13 protein-coding genes are annotated in these 17,574 nt (G+C 60.8%); 6 read left to right on the plus strand and 7 right to left on the minus strand.

Going from position 1 to position 17,574, the window contains the following annotated elements:
* Positions 1-78 precede the first annotated feature (78 nt).
* Together ACWJJK_RS10950 and ACWJJK_RS10955 are read right to left on the minus strand one after the other, a co-directional pair.
* Complete coding sequence (locus ACWJJK_RS10950) at positions 79-1,221, minus strand: amidohydrolase family protein (protein ID WP_454128996.1); 1,143 nt, start codon at positions 1,219-1,221, stop codon at positions 79-81.
* A complete protein-coding gene (locus ACWJJK_RS10955) occupies positions 1,203-1,472 on the minus strand; it encodes a hypothetical protein (protein ID WP_454128997.1) in 270 nt (89 codons plus the stop codon). The genes ACWJJK_RS10950 and ACWJJK_RS10955 overlap by 19 nt, the downstream gene beginning before the upstream one ends.
* A gap of 176 nt (positions 1,473-1,648) precedes the next feature.
* Between ACWJJK_RS10955 and ACWJJK_RS10960 the strand changes: the two genes are divergently transcribed.
* Complete coding sequence (locus ACWJJK_RS10960) at positions 1,649-2,860, plus strand: alpha/beta fold hydrolase (RefSeq protein ID WP_454128998.1); 1,212 nt, start codon at positions 1,649-1,651, stop codon at positions 2,858-2,860.
* Between the two features lie 26 nt (positions 2,861-2,886).
* Here ACWJJK_RS10960 and ACWJJK_RS10965 read toward each other — a convergent pair whose 3' ends face one another.
* Positions 2,887-4,254, minus strand: a complete 1,368-nt coding sequence (locus tag ACWJJK_RS10965; protein WP_156880880.1) for an MFS transporter — start codon at positions 4,252-4,254, stop codon at positions 2,887-2,889.
* A gap of 116 nt (positions 4,255-4,370) precedes the next feature.
* Here ACWJJK_RS10965 and ACWJJK_RS10970 point away from each other — a divergent pair, with 116 nt between their 5' ends.
* Together ACWJJK_RS10970 and ACWJJK_RS10975 are read left to right on the plus strand one after the other, a co-directional pair.
* Positions 4,371-5,441, plus strand: a complete 1,071-nt coding sequence (locus ACWJJK_RS10970) for a glycosyltransferase family 4 protein (RefSeq protein ID WP_454128999.1) — start codon at positions 4,371-4,373, stop codon at positions 5,439-5,441.
* 326 nt (positions 5,442-5,767) lie between these two features.
* Positions 5,768-6,844 carry a hypothetical protein gene (locus tag ACWJJK_RS10975; RefSeq protein ID WP_156880879.1) on the plus strand — a complete coding sequence of 359 codons (1,077 nt, stop codon included), beginning with the start codon at positions 5,768-5,770 and terminating at the stop codon, positions 6,842-6,844.
* A 42-nt stretch (positions 6,845-6,886) separates the two neighbouring features.
* Here the strand turns inward: ACWJJK_RS10975 and ACWJJK_RS10980 are convergent, their stop codons facing one another.
* The 4 genes from ACWJJK_RS10980 to ACWJJK_RS10995 all read right to left on the minus strand — a co-directional run bounded on the left by ACWJJK_RS10980 (position 6,887) and on the right by ACWJJK_RS10995 (position 13,783).
* Positions 6,887-7,609 carry a DUF3142 domain-containing protein gene (locus tag ACWJJK_RS10980; protein ID WP_168175551.1) on the minus strand — a complete coding sequence of 241 codons (723 nt, stop codon included), beginning with the start codon at positions 7,607-7,609 and terminating at the stop codon, positions 6,887-6,889.
* Entirely contained in the window at positions 7,606-9,729 is a 2,124-nt protein-coding gene (locus ACWJJK_RS10985; protein ID WP_156880878.1) for a hypothetical protein, read from the minus strand. Before ACWJJK_RS10985 ends, ACWJJK_RS10980 begins: the two co-directional genes overlap by 4 nt.
* 275 nt (positions 9,730-10,004) lie before the next feature.
* Positions 10,005-12,659: an AAA family ATPase gene (locus ACWJJK_RS10990; protein WP_454129000.1), complete on the minus strand. Its 2,655-nt coding sequence runs from the start codon at positions 12,657-12,659 to the stop codon at positions 10,005-10,007.
* Positions 12,656-13,783, minus strand: coding sequence for a metallophosphoesterase family protein (locus tag ACWJJK_RS10995; protein WP_454129001.1), 1,128 nt, complete (start codon positions 13,781-13,783; stop codon positions 12,656-12,658). Before ACWJJK_RS10995 ends, ACWJJK_RS10990 begins: the two co-directional genes overlap by 4 nt.
* Positions 13,784-14,073: 290 nt before the next feature.
* Between ACWJJK_RS10995 and ACWJJK_RS11000 the strand changes: the two genes are divergently transcribed.
* From ACWJJK_RS11000 to ACWJJK_RS11010, 3 genes are read left to right on the plus strand one after another with little or no spacing between them, the layout of a single operon-like run.
* Positions 14,074-15,174: a hydrogenase small subunit gene (locus ACWJJK_RS11000; RefSeq protein ID WP_086133952.1), complete on the plus strand. Its 1,101-nt coding sequence runs from the start codon at positions 14,074-14,076 to the stop codon at positions 15,172-15,174.
* Complete coding sequence (locus ACWJJK_RS11005; protein WP_077732682.1) at positions 15,171-16,964, plus strand: nickel-dependent hydrogenase large subunit; 1,794 nt, start codon at positions 15,171-15,173, stop codon at positions 16,962-16,964. Before ACWJJK_RS11000 ends, ACWJJK_RS11005 begins: the two co-directional genes overlap by 4 nt.
* A 15-nt stretch (positions 16,965-16,979) precedes the next feature.
* Complete coding sequence (locus ACWJJK_RS11010; RefSeq protein WP_454129002.1) at positions 16,980-17,570, plus strand: HupE/UreJ family protein; 591 nt, start codon at positions 16,980-16,982, stop codon at positions 17,568-17,570.
* Positions 17,571-17,574: the final 4 nt, after the last annotated feature.

Consider the following 17,574-nt stretch of genomic DNA (forward strand, 5'->3'; position numbering starts at 1 on the left):
GGCTTGGTCGGCAAAGGATTGCCGATCTGCGGCTCAAAGTCGCCCGTACGCGCGCATTCCGCATGGAAGATAATTGAGTTACGGCTCGAGAGCATCTTGAATTCGGTTAGCCGCATTCTGCGCGGCTTCTATAACCTTCGCCGGGTTTACGCCGAGTATTTTCCCGTTATTCTTCAGCACTTGCCCTCCCACGAAGACCCATTCCACATTTCGAGGTTGGCCGTTGAACACGATTTGGCTAACCCAATCCCCACGTGGGGCAAAATTGAATTTCTCCGGATCTAGGATGATCAAGTCGGCCTGTTTGCCAGGCGTCAACGAGCCCACACGGTCGGACATATCGAGCAGCTTCGCCCCGTCCACGGTGGCCATGCGCAATGCGTCCGAGACCGTTGGATACACGTCGGGTCGAAGCGTCCTGGCGCGCTGCAGTCCTACCGCCGCCCGCATGTTATTGAACATGTCACTGGTGTCGTTCGTTCCCCCGTCCAGGCCGAGACCTACCTGAACGCCGGCTTGCTTTAGCTCCGGAAGGCGAATCACACCCGATGCCAAGCGCATATTACTGATCGGGTTGTGGAGAACGCGCACGTCCTGGGCTGCGAGTATCCCGATTTCCTCGTCGGTGAGGTGGATTGCGTGTGCACCCAGGAGATCCGGGCCGAGGGCGCCCGACTCCGCGAGTACGTCGAACATGTTTTCGTCGCGGTCCTCGATATTTTCCAACAGGTGAACATGGTGTTTTACGCCCAATTCCTTGGCCAGCTTCGCCATCGCCTTGACGTCCTGACGCAATGCGTCAGCCGGGTGGGATGCAACCTGAAAACTCGCCTTGGGATTGGGATCGATCAGGGTCTGCTTGACCAGCTTCATATGGGCGATAACGCCAGGGTCGTCGCGTCCGAAATACGCAAACACGAAACGCAGCCCTGATTCGGTCAGCGCCTGGAGTTCTCCCCGAACGAATTCCGGCGTAAAGGCGTGGGACCATTCGACGGTGGTGGTGACTCCGGTGTCGATCAGGTCCAGCGTACTCAGCCGTACGCCGGCATAGGCCTCCGAGCGCGATACGGTAATTTGCGGGTCGAACAAGGGAAGCACACAGGCATCCAGCCAACCCATGAGGTCCTGGTCTGTGCCGCAGCCCCGAATGAGCGACTGCCACAGATGATTGTGCACATCGACAAAGCCCGGCATGACGATCATCCCGGTGGCGTCCACGACACGCCCCCGGTACTTCGCAGATGCTGGCCGACCGCCGCGATCTTGTCTTTTTCGATCAGAATATCGGCGTTCTCCACGATCCCCAAATCGCCGGCGCCGACCGAGGAATCCATGGTCAAGATGAGGGAGGCATTTCGAATCAGCGTTTTGGCGGATTCGGCCAAAGACACCGAACAGAAGACGACTGCCCAAACGGTCAGGAAATAGGCGATGATCGCCGGACGACGGAGGCGGACGTTTTCGATCATGAATCGATCTCCTGAACAGAAAAGCGAATCGCGTCGTGATCAGGCTACGCTCGGAAAAAGCGATTGTCACGGTCCAAGCAGGTACTCTCGTCGCTCAGGCATCACTACCACGACCGCAATCTGCATTGCGGCCCTGCGCGCAAACATACCCTTGGCTACCTTTCGGATATAGCATCGTGAAGTTGATTCTCATCCTGGTTTTGTCCATGTTGTGCGGTTGCGCTCATCGGCAGTTCGTCACCCAACCCTATCCCCGATGGGGACAGGAGGTATGGCTGTCCAGAAATGAGCGCGACAGCCCGTTGCCGATGCGCGTGCAAATGCCGCCACGACCCGCGGTCGCTCCGGCCTGTATCCTGATCGTCCACGGCATGAACGAATACATCGGCCGCTACGACGAGATCGCCGCCTATTTTGCGAGGCGTTTCATCGTGGCGGGTTTCGATCTTTACGCTCACGGCTTGTCCAATCCGAGCCTGTTGGCCGCCGACCGGGCCATTACTGGCGGGGCTTCCGAGTTCGACGTCAGCGATGCCTATTTGGCGCAGGCGAGCTTGCGCAATCTGGAGCCGATGCGGCGAGACTTGGATCAAGTGCTGCGGCGCCTGATCGAGGTCTGCGATCAGCGCGGCAAACCGGGTCTTCCGATTTTTATCCTTTCCCACAGCCTGGGTTCGTTGATCTCCGCGTCTTATCTGCTCGAACAAGCGCCGGGGGACGATTTACGATCCCGGATACAAGGCATCGTATTCCTAGGCCCCGCCTTTTCGGTGACCGAGGTTCCGGGCTGGCGCGGCTATTTTCAAACGCCTGTCGTGAAGCTGTCCTTTTACGCCGAGGAGCATTTTCTTCGTTCTCATGGCGAGCTGCTTCCGTTGCTGATTGCCAACCAGGCATTGGCGCTCGTTACCGTCCCTTTGCTGGACGGACTGTTCGAGGTGCTGTCGTGGCCGGGCCTGCGGCATATCTTTTCCCCCACGACACCGGGTTGGGTACCGGATTACTTGAGCGACTGGGAAGACGAGAGGGCACGCCACCGCGCCGACGCCTATATCATCCGCCGCAGCATCCTGCGCTACGTGAAGGGCGTCGAAGGGGAGATCGTTCGCTTCAGACGGCATATGGAGGAGTTGTCCACCCCTTATTTCCTCATTTATTCCGCCAGCGACCCGATCACGCCGGCCTGGGGCAGTCACGATTTTGCCGCCAAGACCTTCGATAAGCACCCGGATAACCAAATCCTGCCGCTCATCGATAAGGTTCACCACGAACAACTGTTTTCCGCGCCGCCATTGCGTCACGAACTGCTCAGGAAAATCGAGGGATGGCTGGACCGCCGTCTTAGCTCCATAAACCAAATTGCCGCCGAGAGAGCGAGCGCGCGATGATCCCAAGAGCGTGTTAAAGAGGCGACTTAGGCCGCCCCGCCTATGTCCGATTTGAAAACGCCGGCTCGCCGCGCAGCGATTTGTTCCCGTAGCGCCCGCTGTCGAATACGGTCGATCGGGAAATTCCACATGATCGGCAGCCCCGACACGATGACCAGGCACGGTAGCCAGCCGTAAATCACCAATAGCCATTTTTTCGCTTCGGCGGATTGAACGGGGGCGGACGGCTCGAAACCGAAGGCGGCAGGGAGGGCGGTGCCCAAGAGAACGCCCAGGGCGACGGCCAGTTTGATGGCTATGCCCCACACCGCGAAAAAGAGGCCCGTCCGTTGCCGGCCCGACGCGACGATGTCGTGATCGACCACATCGGCAGCGATAGAGTTCGCCAACATGAAAATCGAAGCCAGGCTTGCGCCTCTCAATATGATCAAGGTCACATAGAGCACCGTATCGCCCCGATCGACCCAGGGAAACCCCAAGCTCCACAATCCGATCCAAAGCGCGGCGAGAATGATCGCGCGATGTTTGCCGATGCGATTCGCGATACCCATCCAAACCGGCACCATGGCAAGCGAGACGAGGTTTTCGGCAAGGATCATCGTGGCGAAGATGTCGGGGCGGCCGACCACATGGGTCAATACCAGTCGATGCAGCGTGGCTTGAATCAGGACCGCCGTACCCAGCAGCAGCAAGGTAATCAAGGTCCGCATGAAAGCCTGATTGCGCAATACCAGCCGGAGCCCCGCCCAACCGCCGAGGCGTTCGCCCGCCAGCTCCTCGGACGGAAATTCCGGCACTTTGGTCAGCGCTACGGTCACCAGCGGCGGTAAACTGACAACGATGATGATGGCGATAACCCGGAGCTGATCGCGGTTTTCCACGTACCCCAGATAATCCAAGACGGACAGCACGCCTAGGAACAATATCTGGCCCAGCGCGCCTAATCCTTCGCGCCAGGCCGCTACATGCGTACGCTCGGTGTAGTCCGTCGAGAGTTCGGCGCCCCATGCCTTGTGGGGCAGATCCACCAGGGTGAAGGCGAAGAAGAGCAGGCTCGCCCAGACAAACAGATAGAGCAGCGAAACCTTGCCGGCCGGTGCGAAGATCATCCAGGCGGACAGCATCAGGAGCGGCGTCCCGATGGCAATCCAAGGCTTGCGGCGGCCCCATCGCGTCTTGAGGCGGTCGCTCAAAATTCCGATGAGGGGATCGCTGACCATATCCAGCGCCCTTGACGCGGCGATCGCCATGCCTACCCCGGCGAGCGGCAAGGCCATGTCGTCGGCATAAAAGGCAGGGACAAAGAGCGCCACCGGCAAGGTCGCCACCGCATGCGTGAGATGCGGCGACGCATAGTACAGCATGATCTTGTGGTGAAGCGGCGGTCTGTCCATGATATTGCGGAAAGACAATAATCCCGGAGTCTACCCGCCTTGCTGACGATTTCAATGCTGGAAAGCGGTCCGGTTTCCAGTGGTCTCTTTAAACCGGGCGGCCGCATTTCATTCGTATGCCGGCACCGCCCGAAAAATCGACGGTGCGCTTCGCCGATCATGCCCAGGAGGAAGTTTTGCGGATTATCGTGATCAGCGATGCCTGGCATCCTCAAATCAACGGCGTCGTCACGACCTTGACGAATACCCGTCGCGCGCTGGAAAAGTCGGGACACACGGTCGAAATCATCACGCCCGATCGGTTTCGAACCTGGCCGTGTCCCGGTTACCCCGCTGTGGGTCTGTCCTTCCTGTGCGGTCCCCGTCTTCGGCCTCTGATCGAAGCCTTCAAGCCGGACGCGATGCATATAGCCACCGAAGGGCCGATCGGCTTCGCGGCTCGCCGTTACTGCCGCGCGAAAGGATTTCCGTATACAACGTCCTACCATAGTCATTTTCACGAATATCTGAAGCTCCGGGCCGGCATACCCTATTGCGTGAGCTGGACGTATCTCCGCTGGTTCCACAGCCGAAGCCATCGGATCATGGTCGCAACGGAGTCTCTCGCGAACGAGTTGGCCTCCAAAGGGTTTCGCAGGCTGGTGCGCTGGTCGCGGGGTGTCGACACAGAACTCTTTCAGCCCTGGGGAAAGGATTTTCTCGGGGACGAGCGCCCGATATTTCTGTACGCCGGCCGTGTCGCCATCGAAAAGAACATCGAGGCCTTTCTCCGCCTCGATCTGCCTGGCACCCGATACGTCGTCGGCGACGGGCCGCAACGAAAAGAGCTGGAAATGAAATATCCCGAGGTCCGCTTCGTGGGCTATCGGACCGGAGAGCCATTAGCCCGCTACATGGCGGCGGCGGACGTCCTGGTATTTCCCAGCCGGACCGATACCTTCGGCTTGGTGATGCTGGAGGCGCTCGCCTGCGGCGTTCCGGTCGCCGCCTATCCGTTGCGGGGCACACGGGACGTGATCCGGGACGACCGCGTGGGTGTCTTGGACAACGATCTCCGGCACGCTGCCCTTACAGCCTTGTCGCTCGATCCGCAGGAGTGCCGGCGTTATGCACGGGAATTTTCGTGGGACGCATGTTCCCGACAGTTCGTTGAAAACTTGGTCCCGATAGCGATGAGAGCCGATTGAATTCGGCGCGGCTACGAAGCCATCCCCGCTTTTCGCCGTTTTCAAAAACGCAACGGACTTTTTGTCTCCTTGAGCGAGACACTCGGCACCGTATGGGTCTAACTCATCATTGTTTTCACATGACTGTAACGATGCCTGAAGGGTGCAGATAATTCGCCTGCAATAGCTCGCTGGCGACCGGGGGTGGAACGTCTGTGCCGATGCTCGTTTTGGAAGCTGATTGCACCGCTTACGACAAGGTCTGGCGCACGCGGCTGAAAGCATCGCGCCAGGCTGAGAGGCAAAGGATGTGTGAGTTATATCTCGCTTAACATGGAGGACAGGATATGACTGCAAACGGCCAAAGGAACATCGCGTTTTCTCTCGGAGGGATAGGCGGCTCAAACGCCCATGGGGCCGGCTTCCTGCACGCCGCCCAAAAGGAAGGGAAAACCCCGACGCAGCTTTCCTGCACGTCCGGCATGATTTACTGGACCTGGCGCTGGCTGGAAGGGCACGACCTCGAACAGGAATTCAAGAACTCGGCCGATGATACCCGTTCGGAGATATGGCGCCAGCTGCCGCCATCCATGCTCCGATCGTGGCTGGCTTATCTGTATGGCGGCGAGGGCGTGTTCCGGCCGGCGATTCCGGAATATTTCACGCGCCTTTTCTCCCGATGGTATCGGACTCCCCCGGAACGGTGGTGCGATCTCTGGTTTCCCGCGCAACTCCTGGTGCCGACACGCTCCGAGGAGATTTATCGCCAAATCGCAGAGGCGTTCAACGCCAGCGATATCGCGATTTTCTTCAATAGCTTCAGCCCGCGTTTAGGGACCGAGCACCTTCACATGAACACCGCCGCGTGGGAGGCGTACCGCGCGGTCCAGCAGGAGCGCCGGGAAAAACGTCCAGACGATACGCACACGCAGGAGATGCGGAAGAGCGGTGATCTGCCGTCGGTCAAGGCGGAGAAAATCACGGCGGAGGCGGTTCGGGATGCGCTCTGGCTCAGTCTTTACGGATTTGAGCGCGATGGAAAGCCTCAAGAGCGCATCGACGGCGCCTATGCCCGCCAGTTCATTCTGTCGGAGTTGAGCGCCGCCCATGTGATCTATATCCCGCGGCCGCAGCGGTACCAATGGGTGGGCGAGTTGCCGGAAAGCTTTATCGAGGTTCAGGACCTGGAGACGGAGCTTTGGTTCAACGGCGCCTATGCCCAGCAACTCGCCCGCATCGAGTTGGTCAACCGTCTGTTGCGCAACGAACGACTGAAAGGCGCTCTGGAGGAGCAAGGCTTCCACGAGATCGAGCTCGTTCCCATCGAGATTCCGGTGCAGCGTGGCTTCTTCAACTACTTCATCGAGGACACGAGCGTCTTCTATCATGCCGTCGAGCAATCGGCTCTGGCCTTGCGGGATTAATCGGCTGCGATCAGGATGATTCTGACGCCTACCTATCTCACGCTACCGCTTTGCATCGGGCAGCAGGAAAATCACCGTTCCTCGATACGCCGGATGTTTCCTGACTGCGGCCAAAGCGTCCGGATCGTACTGGCCGTGCTCGACGAGGCCGAGTTTGAAGGGCACAGACAGCCCTCGGGCGAATAGGCGCTCGAAATAGCGTCGGTGGTCTTTTATCGGCCCTTTTCCTTGATAAGCCTGGAACACGATCTCATCCACCACGCCTTGCAGGGCATTCAGATCCTCAAGCTTCCCCTGGCTTGCCCAATCCATCAGGCCCGTTACGCTCAGGCGATAACGGGCCGGCAGACGGGCTCTGACCTGCCCGAGCAGTTCCCCGTAACGGTCGAGATTTCGGGTACGGGCATCGAAATCGATCTGGATTCCCCAGACCTGGTTACGTTTTGCCTCGAACGCGGCGAGATCGCGTTCCACCTGCCGTTGCAGCGGCTCCGGCCATTCCATGGCTTCGAGGCGGTACACCAGAACGACGGGGTGAGGCGATGCGGTTGGGGGAGGGAAGCCGCGGCGCTGGAAAAGCGTATCGCCGCCGCGCACCAGAAGCTCGCCCTCGAACAGATAGAGTCTGCCGGCGTCGTCCAGTATCCGCGCAAGATGCACGTTCGGATGCCAGGCCCAGTAGTCAACAGCGGCGCGCGCGCTGCCGAACCACGACGCACAGCCGGCCAGAACGATTGCCGCCCAGGCGCGAAGCCGCCGCCTCACCAATAATATTTCTGCCCCGTGGCCCAAGGCGAATTCTTGTATTGGGTTTTCAGCCGCTTGAACCATGCCGCCCGTTGCGCTTTGGGAATGTCCTGATCGCCGCAATGATTATTGCCCGACGAAGCGAAGCAGGTAGTGGCCCGATGCAGGGCATAGGCCAGGTCGTCATCCGTTCGCGCCAGGCCACGCCGTTCGATGGTTTCGCGGTAATAATCCATGCTGGTGTAGGTCTTCCCGCCGAAGGCATCCTCGGCCGGCGTGGCCGGCAGTCCGTAGTCGCCCGGTTCATGCCAGCGATGGAGATCGAAATCGACGGGATCTGCGTCGGCGATGACCGGAGCAGGGGCATTCCAATTCCAAGTGCGGAGAAAATCCCCCATGCAGTTAAGCCAGCGTCCCGAATCCGGCGTCTTTTGCAGGGCGGCGAGCAGTTCCCTGAACGCGGGACAGGTATAGCCTTCCTTCTCTCCCTCGGATGACAGCGGCGCCAACGTGTCTCCGGCCAATGCGAATTCGGTGGGCGGATAAGCGGCCAATATCAGCTCGGCTGCGGCGAAGTCGCGGTGCCGCACCCATTGGCTGACAAGCCTGAAATAGGCGAGCGATTTTGTACGGGGCGGCAGATCATCCCGCTTGAGGAGGCTTTCCAATAAGGGCGGTTTGGCCTTGTGAATAAAGTAATCCTGAACTTCGGGGAGGGCGACAGGGGAATCCTTGGCATAAACACTGTCCAATCGGCCGGTTTCGTTCCAGGTCAAGGCCAACAGCCATTGCGCCTGTATTTTTTGCCCCGGATGTTCAACGGTTTTCAGCGTTTCCAGCCAATGGCTTTCGGCTTCCGGAAATTGCCGCAGCGCCATTAGGGAAAGTCCCCGCAATACCCAGCGGCTGTAGGCCAGGTTCGAAGGCTTTGCCGCGATGCGCTCGGATGCGGTCTGCCGGATCAGCTCCGAATAATTCTTTTCCATCCAAAATGCATGCGCCAAGGAGAGATAGGACCAGAGCGGTTCGAGCCCGGCGTTGGCGAAGTCGCCCCGATGCGCCGCGAGCATTTCGACATCCACCGGAGGCACCGACGGCTCGCCTTCGTTCTGCGGCCGCCAGGAGGCAAGCGTGCCGAGACTTGCAAGAACCGGCGAAGGCCAGAGGGCATCAACGATGTTCCCCGCCGGATCGGCCTTGCGTTCGGTTTCGTCGATGAAATCCAGGACGGTTTCGCTCGTCGTGCCGTTACCCATCGTCGCCAGCCAGGCTTGATAATCCGCGGCCAGCGCCGCGTTGTCCGCCGCCAGCCAATGAATTTTCCGAAACAAGCCCTTGGCGGAGTCGGCATATCGCCCTTCTGGATACGCCTTCAGGTAATCGCCGAACGCGGATGCCGCCCGGTCCAGAAACGCTTTGTCGATATTCTCGGCACTCGGCTCGCTCCACAGATCGAATCGGATTTGCGCCTGATTCAAGGCCACCCGCCCCAACATGTAAAACGACGTTTCCCGCACCCAATCCGGCGCATCGGCCGAGAGGGCTTTGAACTGGGCCAGCGACGGCTCGTATCGGCCAGCGTAGAAGTTCGCCGCGGCTTCGAGGTAACGGGCATAAGGTTTGGCCGACCCCGATACCGGAAGCGGCTGATAACTCTCTATCGCTTTCTCGCACAAGCCTGCGAAGCGTAAGCGCTCCTGAGCCAGCAGCATCCCGTCCTGGCCGGGCAGGGTAGCGTTCTTGAGCTCCTTGAGAAACGCCTCGACGGCTTGAACATTGTCGGTCAGGCAGCGCCCATAACCGCTCGCTTCCATGCGCTGCAAAGCACTCGCAACGCTATCGCCGCCGACACCGAGGTCGGCCGCCAAGGACGAGACCCCGTTTCTGGATTCCGCCTCGGCGGGATTCGCCGGCTCCATGAACTCGCCGTAATGAAACGGCATGGCCTTCGGCCGGTAACGAACGGCGCCCTGATCTTCGAGCAATAAGCCGAGGTTGGCTCGGCTGTCGTTGTCGGGCGCAAGAAAATAGGCATTGGGATACTCGCCGCACCACGACTCGCAGCCGTCCCCCGATGCCAGCGCGACGGCAGAAGCGAAAGAGAGTGGAAAAATCAGAAATTTAGCTGACAGCTTCATTCGGCTCATCCTCGAATGACCAGAACGAAACTTCCCCCTAAAATCGCCGCTGTGGCGGGTTGGCTCGTTTTTCATTCTTATTCTCAGGGTTGGGTTTATCGATATTGAAACTTCTATCGACAAATTCTAGGTAAGCCTTCGAAATCTACATACTTTGCGAGCACGGTAGGGCGGGTTAGGCGGCAGCCGTAACCCGCCGTGTATGCCACGGAAATGCCGATTACGCGAGTGCGCAAATCCTCCCTCTTGGCTAAGACTCCAAAACGGATCGGCATTTAGGTTCCGGATCGAATCACCTCCAACGATCTCGCCCCGACTCCCAGATCTCGCCACTTCGTCGGATGGCAGGTAAACAGCAGAATCTGGTGCCGCGTCGCGGCATCGAACAGCACGCGTTTCATCTGCGCGAGTCGCTCCTCGTCACTGTGGACGAGAGCGTCGTCGAGGATGATGAGGGTGGGGCGGCCGGCGTCGCGCAATAGCCCTGCATAGGCGAGCCGGCTGATGATGCCCATCTGTTCGCGCGCGCCGAAGCTCAAGTCCTCGAAGTCGCCAAGTTCCGATCCGTTCGATCCGACGCGCGTCAGCGAGCCGGGCGAGAGGTTTTCGTCGATGTCGAGGCAGGCGGCTGGGAACAGGAGCTGGAGATAGCGGTTGAGGTGTTTTTGCAGTGGGGCCTGAAGCCTCTGGGTCAAGGCGTGGCGCTTGTCGCGCAGCAGTTTCAGCAGGTGGTCCAGCGCGTCGGCGCGGCGGTGCAGTTCTTCGACCCTGCGCTGGATCTGCGCGTGGTCGCGGGCGAGTTCCGCGCGGCGCTCTTCCAGCCCTTGGGCGCCGGTCGTCTGAAGCTCGACTTGTAGGCTCATCAACTGGTCGCGGCGCTCGTTGAAGCGCTTTTCGAGCTGCTCGGCGCTGAGGCGGAAACGCTCGATATCCTGTTTCAGAATATCGGGGCGTACTTCGGCCAATTGCCGAGTCAATACCTCGATACGGGCGACCAGAGTGGATTGCTCGGCACGGGCGTCGACCAGGTCCCGGTTTGCCGCCGCCACGCGGTCGGGCCGCTGCGGATCGTCTACTACGGCGCGCGCGGCTGCGAGTTCGCGCGTCGCGGTTTCGAACGCCGTCTGCTCTTTGCCGGCGGCGAGCCGCGCTTCGTGCAGGCTGTCGTTGATCCGCGCGAGCGATTGCCGGCCGGATTCCTCGGCGGTTTCCGCCTCGGCGACGGAGGGGAGTTTGGCCGCCTGCGGGGTTTCGGGCGAAAGCTGGCTCATGGCTTTTTCGATTTCTTGGACGCGCGCTTGCTGGACGGCCAATTCGGCCCGAAGCGGCTCGATACCCTGTGGGGCGAGTGCTTTCAGTGTGGCGTCGGCCGTTTTGATGTCGGCAAGCTGTCGAGTGTGGGTGTGATAACGCGCTTCGGCGGCTTCCAGCGAGGGCAAGCCGAGCCGCTGCAGCAGGGTTTCGTGTCTATCGGCGAGTTCTTTCGCTTCGGCGCGAAGCTGGGACAGGTCGGAGCCGCCGGGCGCGATTTCGAGGTGGCCCAGCCCCGGCAGCGTGAGGGCGGTCGTTTCGAGCAGCAGTCTTTCGCCCTTGCCGGTGACCGATTCGGCGCCGATTCCGATGCTACGGCCGTCTTCGATCGCGAAGCGCAGCCGTGTCGCAGCCGTGTCGAGCCGGATTTGCGTTTCGCGAATCTGCCGGTGTTGATCCCGCAGCAACTCGAGATCTTTAAGCTTGATCTCGGTGACGGCGGCTTGCCGTTTCAATTCGACCAAGGCGGCCTGCTCCGTCTCGGCTCTTGCGAGTGCCTCGGCGGCGTTTTTCAGCTTCAGCCGGCCGGCGTCAAGCTCCCGTGTCAGGCTGAGCCGGGTATCCGCCTGACGGGCAAGGCGCAGCGTCTCGCGAGCCGCCTCGTGGCGCTGTTCCGCTTCGGCACGCTTCGACTGCCATTCCTCGACGAGCGCGGTTGCTCCTTCCAGCCTTTGCCGGATGGATTCGCGTTCTGCCTCGCGTGTTTCGAGCTCCTTCTCCTGCCGCCCGAAGGTTTCCAGTTGACCGTGCAGCAGCCTGATCCGCTCGTCGACCTGGGTCGCGCGCAATTTCTCGGTGGCTAAGGTTTCTTCGACGCGCCCGATAGCCTCCAGCTTTTCGGCCGCGGCTCGTTCCTGTTCGCGAAAGCCGATCCAGGGCCTTTCGGCTTCGTCGGCGGCGTGTTCGCGGCGCAGGGCAGCGAGCGTATCGACTTTCTGGCGATAAGCGGCGATTTCCGAGTCGAGTTCCCGGATGGCGTTCGCCAGTGCAGCCTCCTGATCGAGCGCCTCGGCATACGCTCCCCGCGGCCTGCCGGCCGAAGGAGTCAGCAACTCGTTGCGGGCGGCTTCGACCGTCGCCAGAACCGAATCGCCGCCGCTGCTGGCTATCTCTCCCAGCGATGCGTTCAGAGCAGTACGAAGGTGGTCTATCGCATGCGTCACCGAGTCCCGAATGTCGTGCCCGGCTCCCTGCTGGATCCACAACAACCCCGGAATGCCCCAGTGCTCGGAACCGCTGGCGCCCCGGCCGGCGTAGCGAAAACCCAGGAGTTCCGCGAGATGGTCTTCGGCCTCGGCACTGTCCAGCCGCTGCGTGCCGATCTGCAGCTCGCAGCGCTTCTTGCCCAAAAAGCTCTTGGTAAGCTTGTAATGTTTTTCGCCGATCGCGAACTCCAATTCGACGGTCGGGGAAGCCGACGGATCGCCCCAGGGGCGCAGATCGTCGACGCTGCCGGAACGATGCCGTTCAAAGAACGCAGCGCGGATGGCCGAGACGATCGTGCTCTTGCCGGCTTCGTTCGGTCCGGTGAACAAATTTAGCCCCGGTTCGAGGTCCTTGATCTCGATCGGTTGCCGGAACTTCTTGAACTGTTCGATCCGAATGCGGGAAAGTCTCACAAGGAACCTCCGGCTTTCGCGTGCTGAGCATCGAGGATGCCCGCCAGCAGGGCCAGCGCTTCCCGTGCGACTTCCGCGTCCGCTCCGTCCTGGCTTGCGCGAAGCTCGGCGATGACTTCGCCCAGATAGCCGTCCGCTTTCAAGGCGTCGATGTCCTCCGCGGTCGGTTCGAGACGTAAAGCGGACAAATCGGCCAAGAGGCTCCGGGCTTTGCCGCGGGCCTGCTCGATAGCCGCGCAAAGACGCCGGTATCCGTCGAGATCGGTTTGCCCGGACATTTCGAGCTGCACGACGTCAGCCGGTCCGAAAGCGGAAATTTTCTGCAAGGCTAGCTCGACATCGCTCGGCACCCGAAGCGCGAGCGCTTCCGAATGCCAGCGGTATTGTCCCGTCGCGACCGGCGTTACCGCCGGCAAAGCGCCTCGCTCCGACAGCTCCACGAGCAGCGCCCGGCCGGATTCGTTGGACCGGAATCGATCGGTTTCCGGCGTACCGCTGTACCAGGTACGCGGATCGACCTGTTTCGTGCCGTGCCAGTCGCCCAGCGCGAGGTAGTCGAGGCGCGCTTGCCCGGCACGTTCGGGGGCGATCGGGTTGGGCGAATCGATGTCTTCCGGCAGGATGCCCTGAACGCTGCCGTGGGCCAGTCCGATCCGCAGCATTCCGGCAGGCGTCTCGGCCCCGGCGAACCATTCGGTCAGGTCAGTATGGGTATGGCGCTGGGTCAGCGGTGCCGGCAGCACGGCGACGCCGATCGATTCGAGCAGAACGGGCTCCGGCTGCAGGCAGACGGTCACATTTGCGGGAATGGCCTTGAGGCGGAGCGCGCGGGTCCAGACGGATTCGGCGAGCGCCGCATCGTGGTTCCCCGGGAGCAAGATCGACGGCCCTTCGAAACCCGCCATCGAATGGAAGAGCCGGTGGATGGTCTTGTCTGCGACGCCCTGCGCATCGAAAACATCCCCCGCGACCAGCATGAGGTCGACTCGGTTTTCGCTTGCAAGCTTCGCGAGCCGCTCGACGGCCGCGAATCGAGCTTCCGCGAGAAGAGCGGCATCGTCGGGCTCGAACTGTCCGAACAGCTTGCCGATCTGCCAGTCGGCGGTGTGCAGTAGCTTGATCAAACGGGTGTCCCCGGTTGTAAAGGGTTATTGACGATCGACGAATAGTTTAACGTGAATAACCGATTGACAAGCTCGGTTATCTTCAAGTAAAAACCTTACAAAGGACATGGAATTAAAATGCCTGGGCAAGGACCGCCGGCGAGTGACGGCGCACACTCTTGGGAAACGAATCGCGCCGAACCATGCGTCAACGATGCTTGAGCCATGCCCGCAGGCGCTCGAGCGTCTGATCAGGCCGCTCATTTCCGCAATCCGTCGATCCACACGAACAAAAATATCAGGGGGAGTGGATGGTGAATTCCGAAAGCTTTTACGATGTCATGCGCCGGCAGGGCATCAGTCGCCGCAGTTTTCTGAAATACTGCGGGCTGACCGCGTCGGCTCTGGCCCTGGGGCCGCAGTTCGTCGGCCAGATCGTCCACGCGATGGAAAACAAGCCGCGCACGCCGGTCCTGTGGCTACACGGCCTGGAATGCACCTGCTGTTCCGAATCCTTCATCCGCTCGGCGCATCCGCTGGCCAAGGACGTGGTGCTGTCGATGCTCTCGCTGGACTACGACGACACGCTGATGGTATCCGCCGGCCATCAGGCCGAGGCGATACTCGAAGAGACCATCCGCAAGTACAAGGGCCGCTACATCCTCGCGGTGGAGGGGAATCCGCCGCTGAACGAGGACGGCATGTTCTGCATCATCGGCGGCAAGCCTTTCGTCGAGCAGTTGCGTTACGCCGCCAAGGATTGCCTCGCGGTGATCGCCTGGGGCTCCTGCGCCTCCTGGGGCTGCGTCCAGGCCGCCAAGCCGAATCCCACACAGGCCACTCCGGTGCACAAGGTGATCACCGACAAACCGGTGATCAAGGTGCCGGGCTGTCCGCCCATCGCCGAGGTCATGACCGCCGTCGTCACCTACATGCTGACCTTCGACAAACTCCCGGACCTGGACGCCCAGGGACGTCCCAAGATGTTCTACGGTCAGCGCATCCACGACAAATGCTATCGGCGCCCGCACTTCGACGCCGGACAGTTCGTCGAGACCTGGGATGACGAGGCCGCGCGCAAGGGTTACTGTCTCTACAAAATGGGCTGCAAGGGACCGACCACGTATAACGCCTGCTCCACGGTGCGCTGGAACGGCGGCGTGTCGTTCCCGATCCAGTCGGGCCACGGCTGCATCGGCTGTTCCGAGGACGGGTTCTGGGACAAAGGGCCTTTCTACCACCGCGTGACCGGTTTGAACGCCTTCGGCATCGAGTCGAATGCCGACACCGTGGGGTTGATCGCGGCCGGTGCGGTCGGTACGGCGATCGCGGGCCACGCCGCCGTCTCCGTCGGCAAGCACGTGAAAGGCAAAGAATCCGAAAACGATAAGAACGAGCGAGAACACGTATGACGGTCACTCAAACGCCGAACGGCTTCAAGCTGGACGACAGCGGCAAGCGCATCGTCGTCGATCCGGTCACCCGTATCGAAGGCCATATGCGCTGCGAGGTCAACCTGGACGAAAACAACGTGATCCGCAACGCGGTGTCCAGCGGCACCATGTGGCGCGGCCTGGAAGTAATCCTGAAGGGCAGGGACCCGCGCGACGCCTGGGCCTTCACCGAGCGGATCTGCGGCGTCTGCACCGGCACCCATGCACTGACGTCGGTGCGCGCGGTCGAGGATGCCCTTGGAATCAGCATTCCGGAGAACGCCAACTCGATCCGCAACATCATGCAGCTAACCCTGCAGGTTCACGACCATCTGGTGCATTTCTACCATTTGCACGCGCTGGACTGGGTGGACGTGGTCAGCGCGCTGAAAGCCGACCCGAAGGCAACTTCGGAACTCGCGCAGAGCATTTCGCCGTGGGCGAAGTCCTCGCCGGGGTATTTCCACGATATCGCCACGCGGCTGAAGAAGTTCGTCGAGAGCGGCCAGCTCGGACCGTTCGCGAACGGCTATTGGGGCAATCCGGCCTACAAACTGCCGCCGGAAGCCAATTTGATGGCCGTTGCGCATTACCTCGAAGCGCTCGATTTCCAGAAGGAAATCGTCAAGATTCACACCGTTTACGGCGGCAAGAACCCGCATCCGAACTGGCTGGTGGGCGGCGTACCGTGCGCGATCAACGTGGACGACATCGGGGCGGTCGGCGGGATCAACATGGAACGTTTGAACCTGGTCTCGTCCATCATCGACCAGACCATCGAGTTCATCGAGCAGGTTTACCTACCCGATTTGCAGGCCATCGCGTCCTTCTACAAGGATTGGCTCTACGGCGGCGGCCTGTCGTCGACCAATGTGCTAGCCTACGGCGATATCCCGGAAAAGGCCAACGACCCATCCGCCGACAATCTGCGCTTGCCGCGCGGAGCCATCATCAACGGCAATCTGAAGGAGATTCACGAGGTCGATCTGAGAGATCCGGCCCAGATCCAGGAGTTCGTGACGCATTCCTGGTATCGCTATCCGGACGACGAAATCGGTCTGCATCCCTTCGACGGCGTGACTGAACCGAACTTCGTGCTCGGTCGCAACACCAAGGGCACCCGCACCAACATCGAAAACCTGGACGAGAGTGCCAAATACTCGTGGATCAAGGCGCCTCGCTGGCGCGGCCACGCCATGGAGGTCGGCCCGTTGGCCCGCTATATCGTCGGCTACGCAAAGGGAATGCCGGAAATCAAGGAACCGGTCGACAAGTTGCTGCGCGACCTCGGTCTGCCGCTGGACGCGTTGTTCTCGACCCTGGGCCGTACCGCCGCGCGAGGACTGGAAGCTCAGTATTGCGCAAGGCTGATGCGGCATTTCCAGGACAAGTTGATGAGGAACATCAAGGCCGGTGACCTGAGCACCGCCAACGTTGCCAAATGGGAGCCGAAAACCTGGCCCGCCGAGGCACGGGGCGTCGGCACCACCGAAGCGCCGCGCGGGGCCTTGGGACATTGGGTGAAAGTCAAGGACGGGAAGATCGAAAATTATCAGTGCATCGTGCCGACCACCTGGAACGGTTCCCCGCGCGATCCGGCCGGCAATGTCGGCGCATTCGAAGCCGCGTTGATGAACACACAGGTCGAAAAGGCGGAAGAACCCCTGGAAATCCTGCGTACCCTGCACAGTTTCGACCCTTGTCTGGCCTGTTCGACCCATGTGATGGACCGGGACGGGCAGGAATTGACGCGAATCCGTGTTCGCTAGCGTACGAGGTATCCTATGCGTCATAAACATAAACAAAGCTTTCTGTTGCTGATATTGTCCATCTGCGCCGGTCAGGCCGTCGCCCATACCGGTTTTCACCCGGTGGAAGGATTCGCGAGCGGTTTCGTTCATCCCTTGCTCGGCGCCGATCATCTTGCGGCGATGGTGTGCGTGGGCGTGTGGGCAGCGCTGGTGACCACCGAGCCGGGGCGATTGTGGCGATTGCCCGCGGCGTTCATGGCGGCCATGGTTCTGGGCGGTGCGCTGGGAGCATTCGGGGTGGTGATCACCGGGGCGGAGCCTGCCATTGCCGCATCGGTCCTGGCGCTGGGGCTGTTGCTTTTGGGTAAGGTTCGGCTTTCGGGCGTGCTCGCTGGCATGATCGTCGGCCTTTTCGCCGTGGCCCATGGCTATGCCCACGGCCTCGAAATGGCTCAAGGCGCCGCGTTCGCCGCCTATGCGGCCGGATTCGTGATCGCCACGGGCTTGCTGCATCTCCTCGGCATCGTGCTGGGCCGTTGCCTGCTCCGGGTGCCGGGCATGTATCGCGTCGCCGGCGGGGCCGCCAGCGTGTTCGGAGTCGCTCTGCTCGTTCAGGCCTGGTGAGGGG

The sequence above is a fragment of the Methylocaldum gracile genome, from assembly GCF_053646815.1.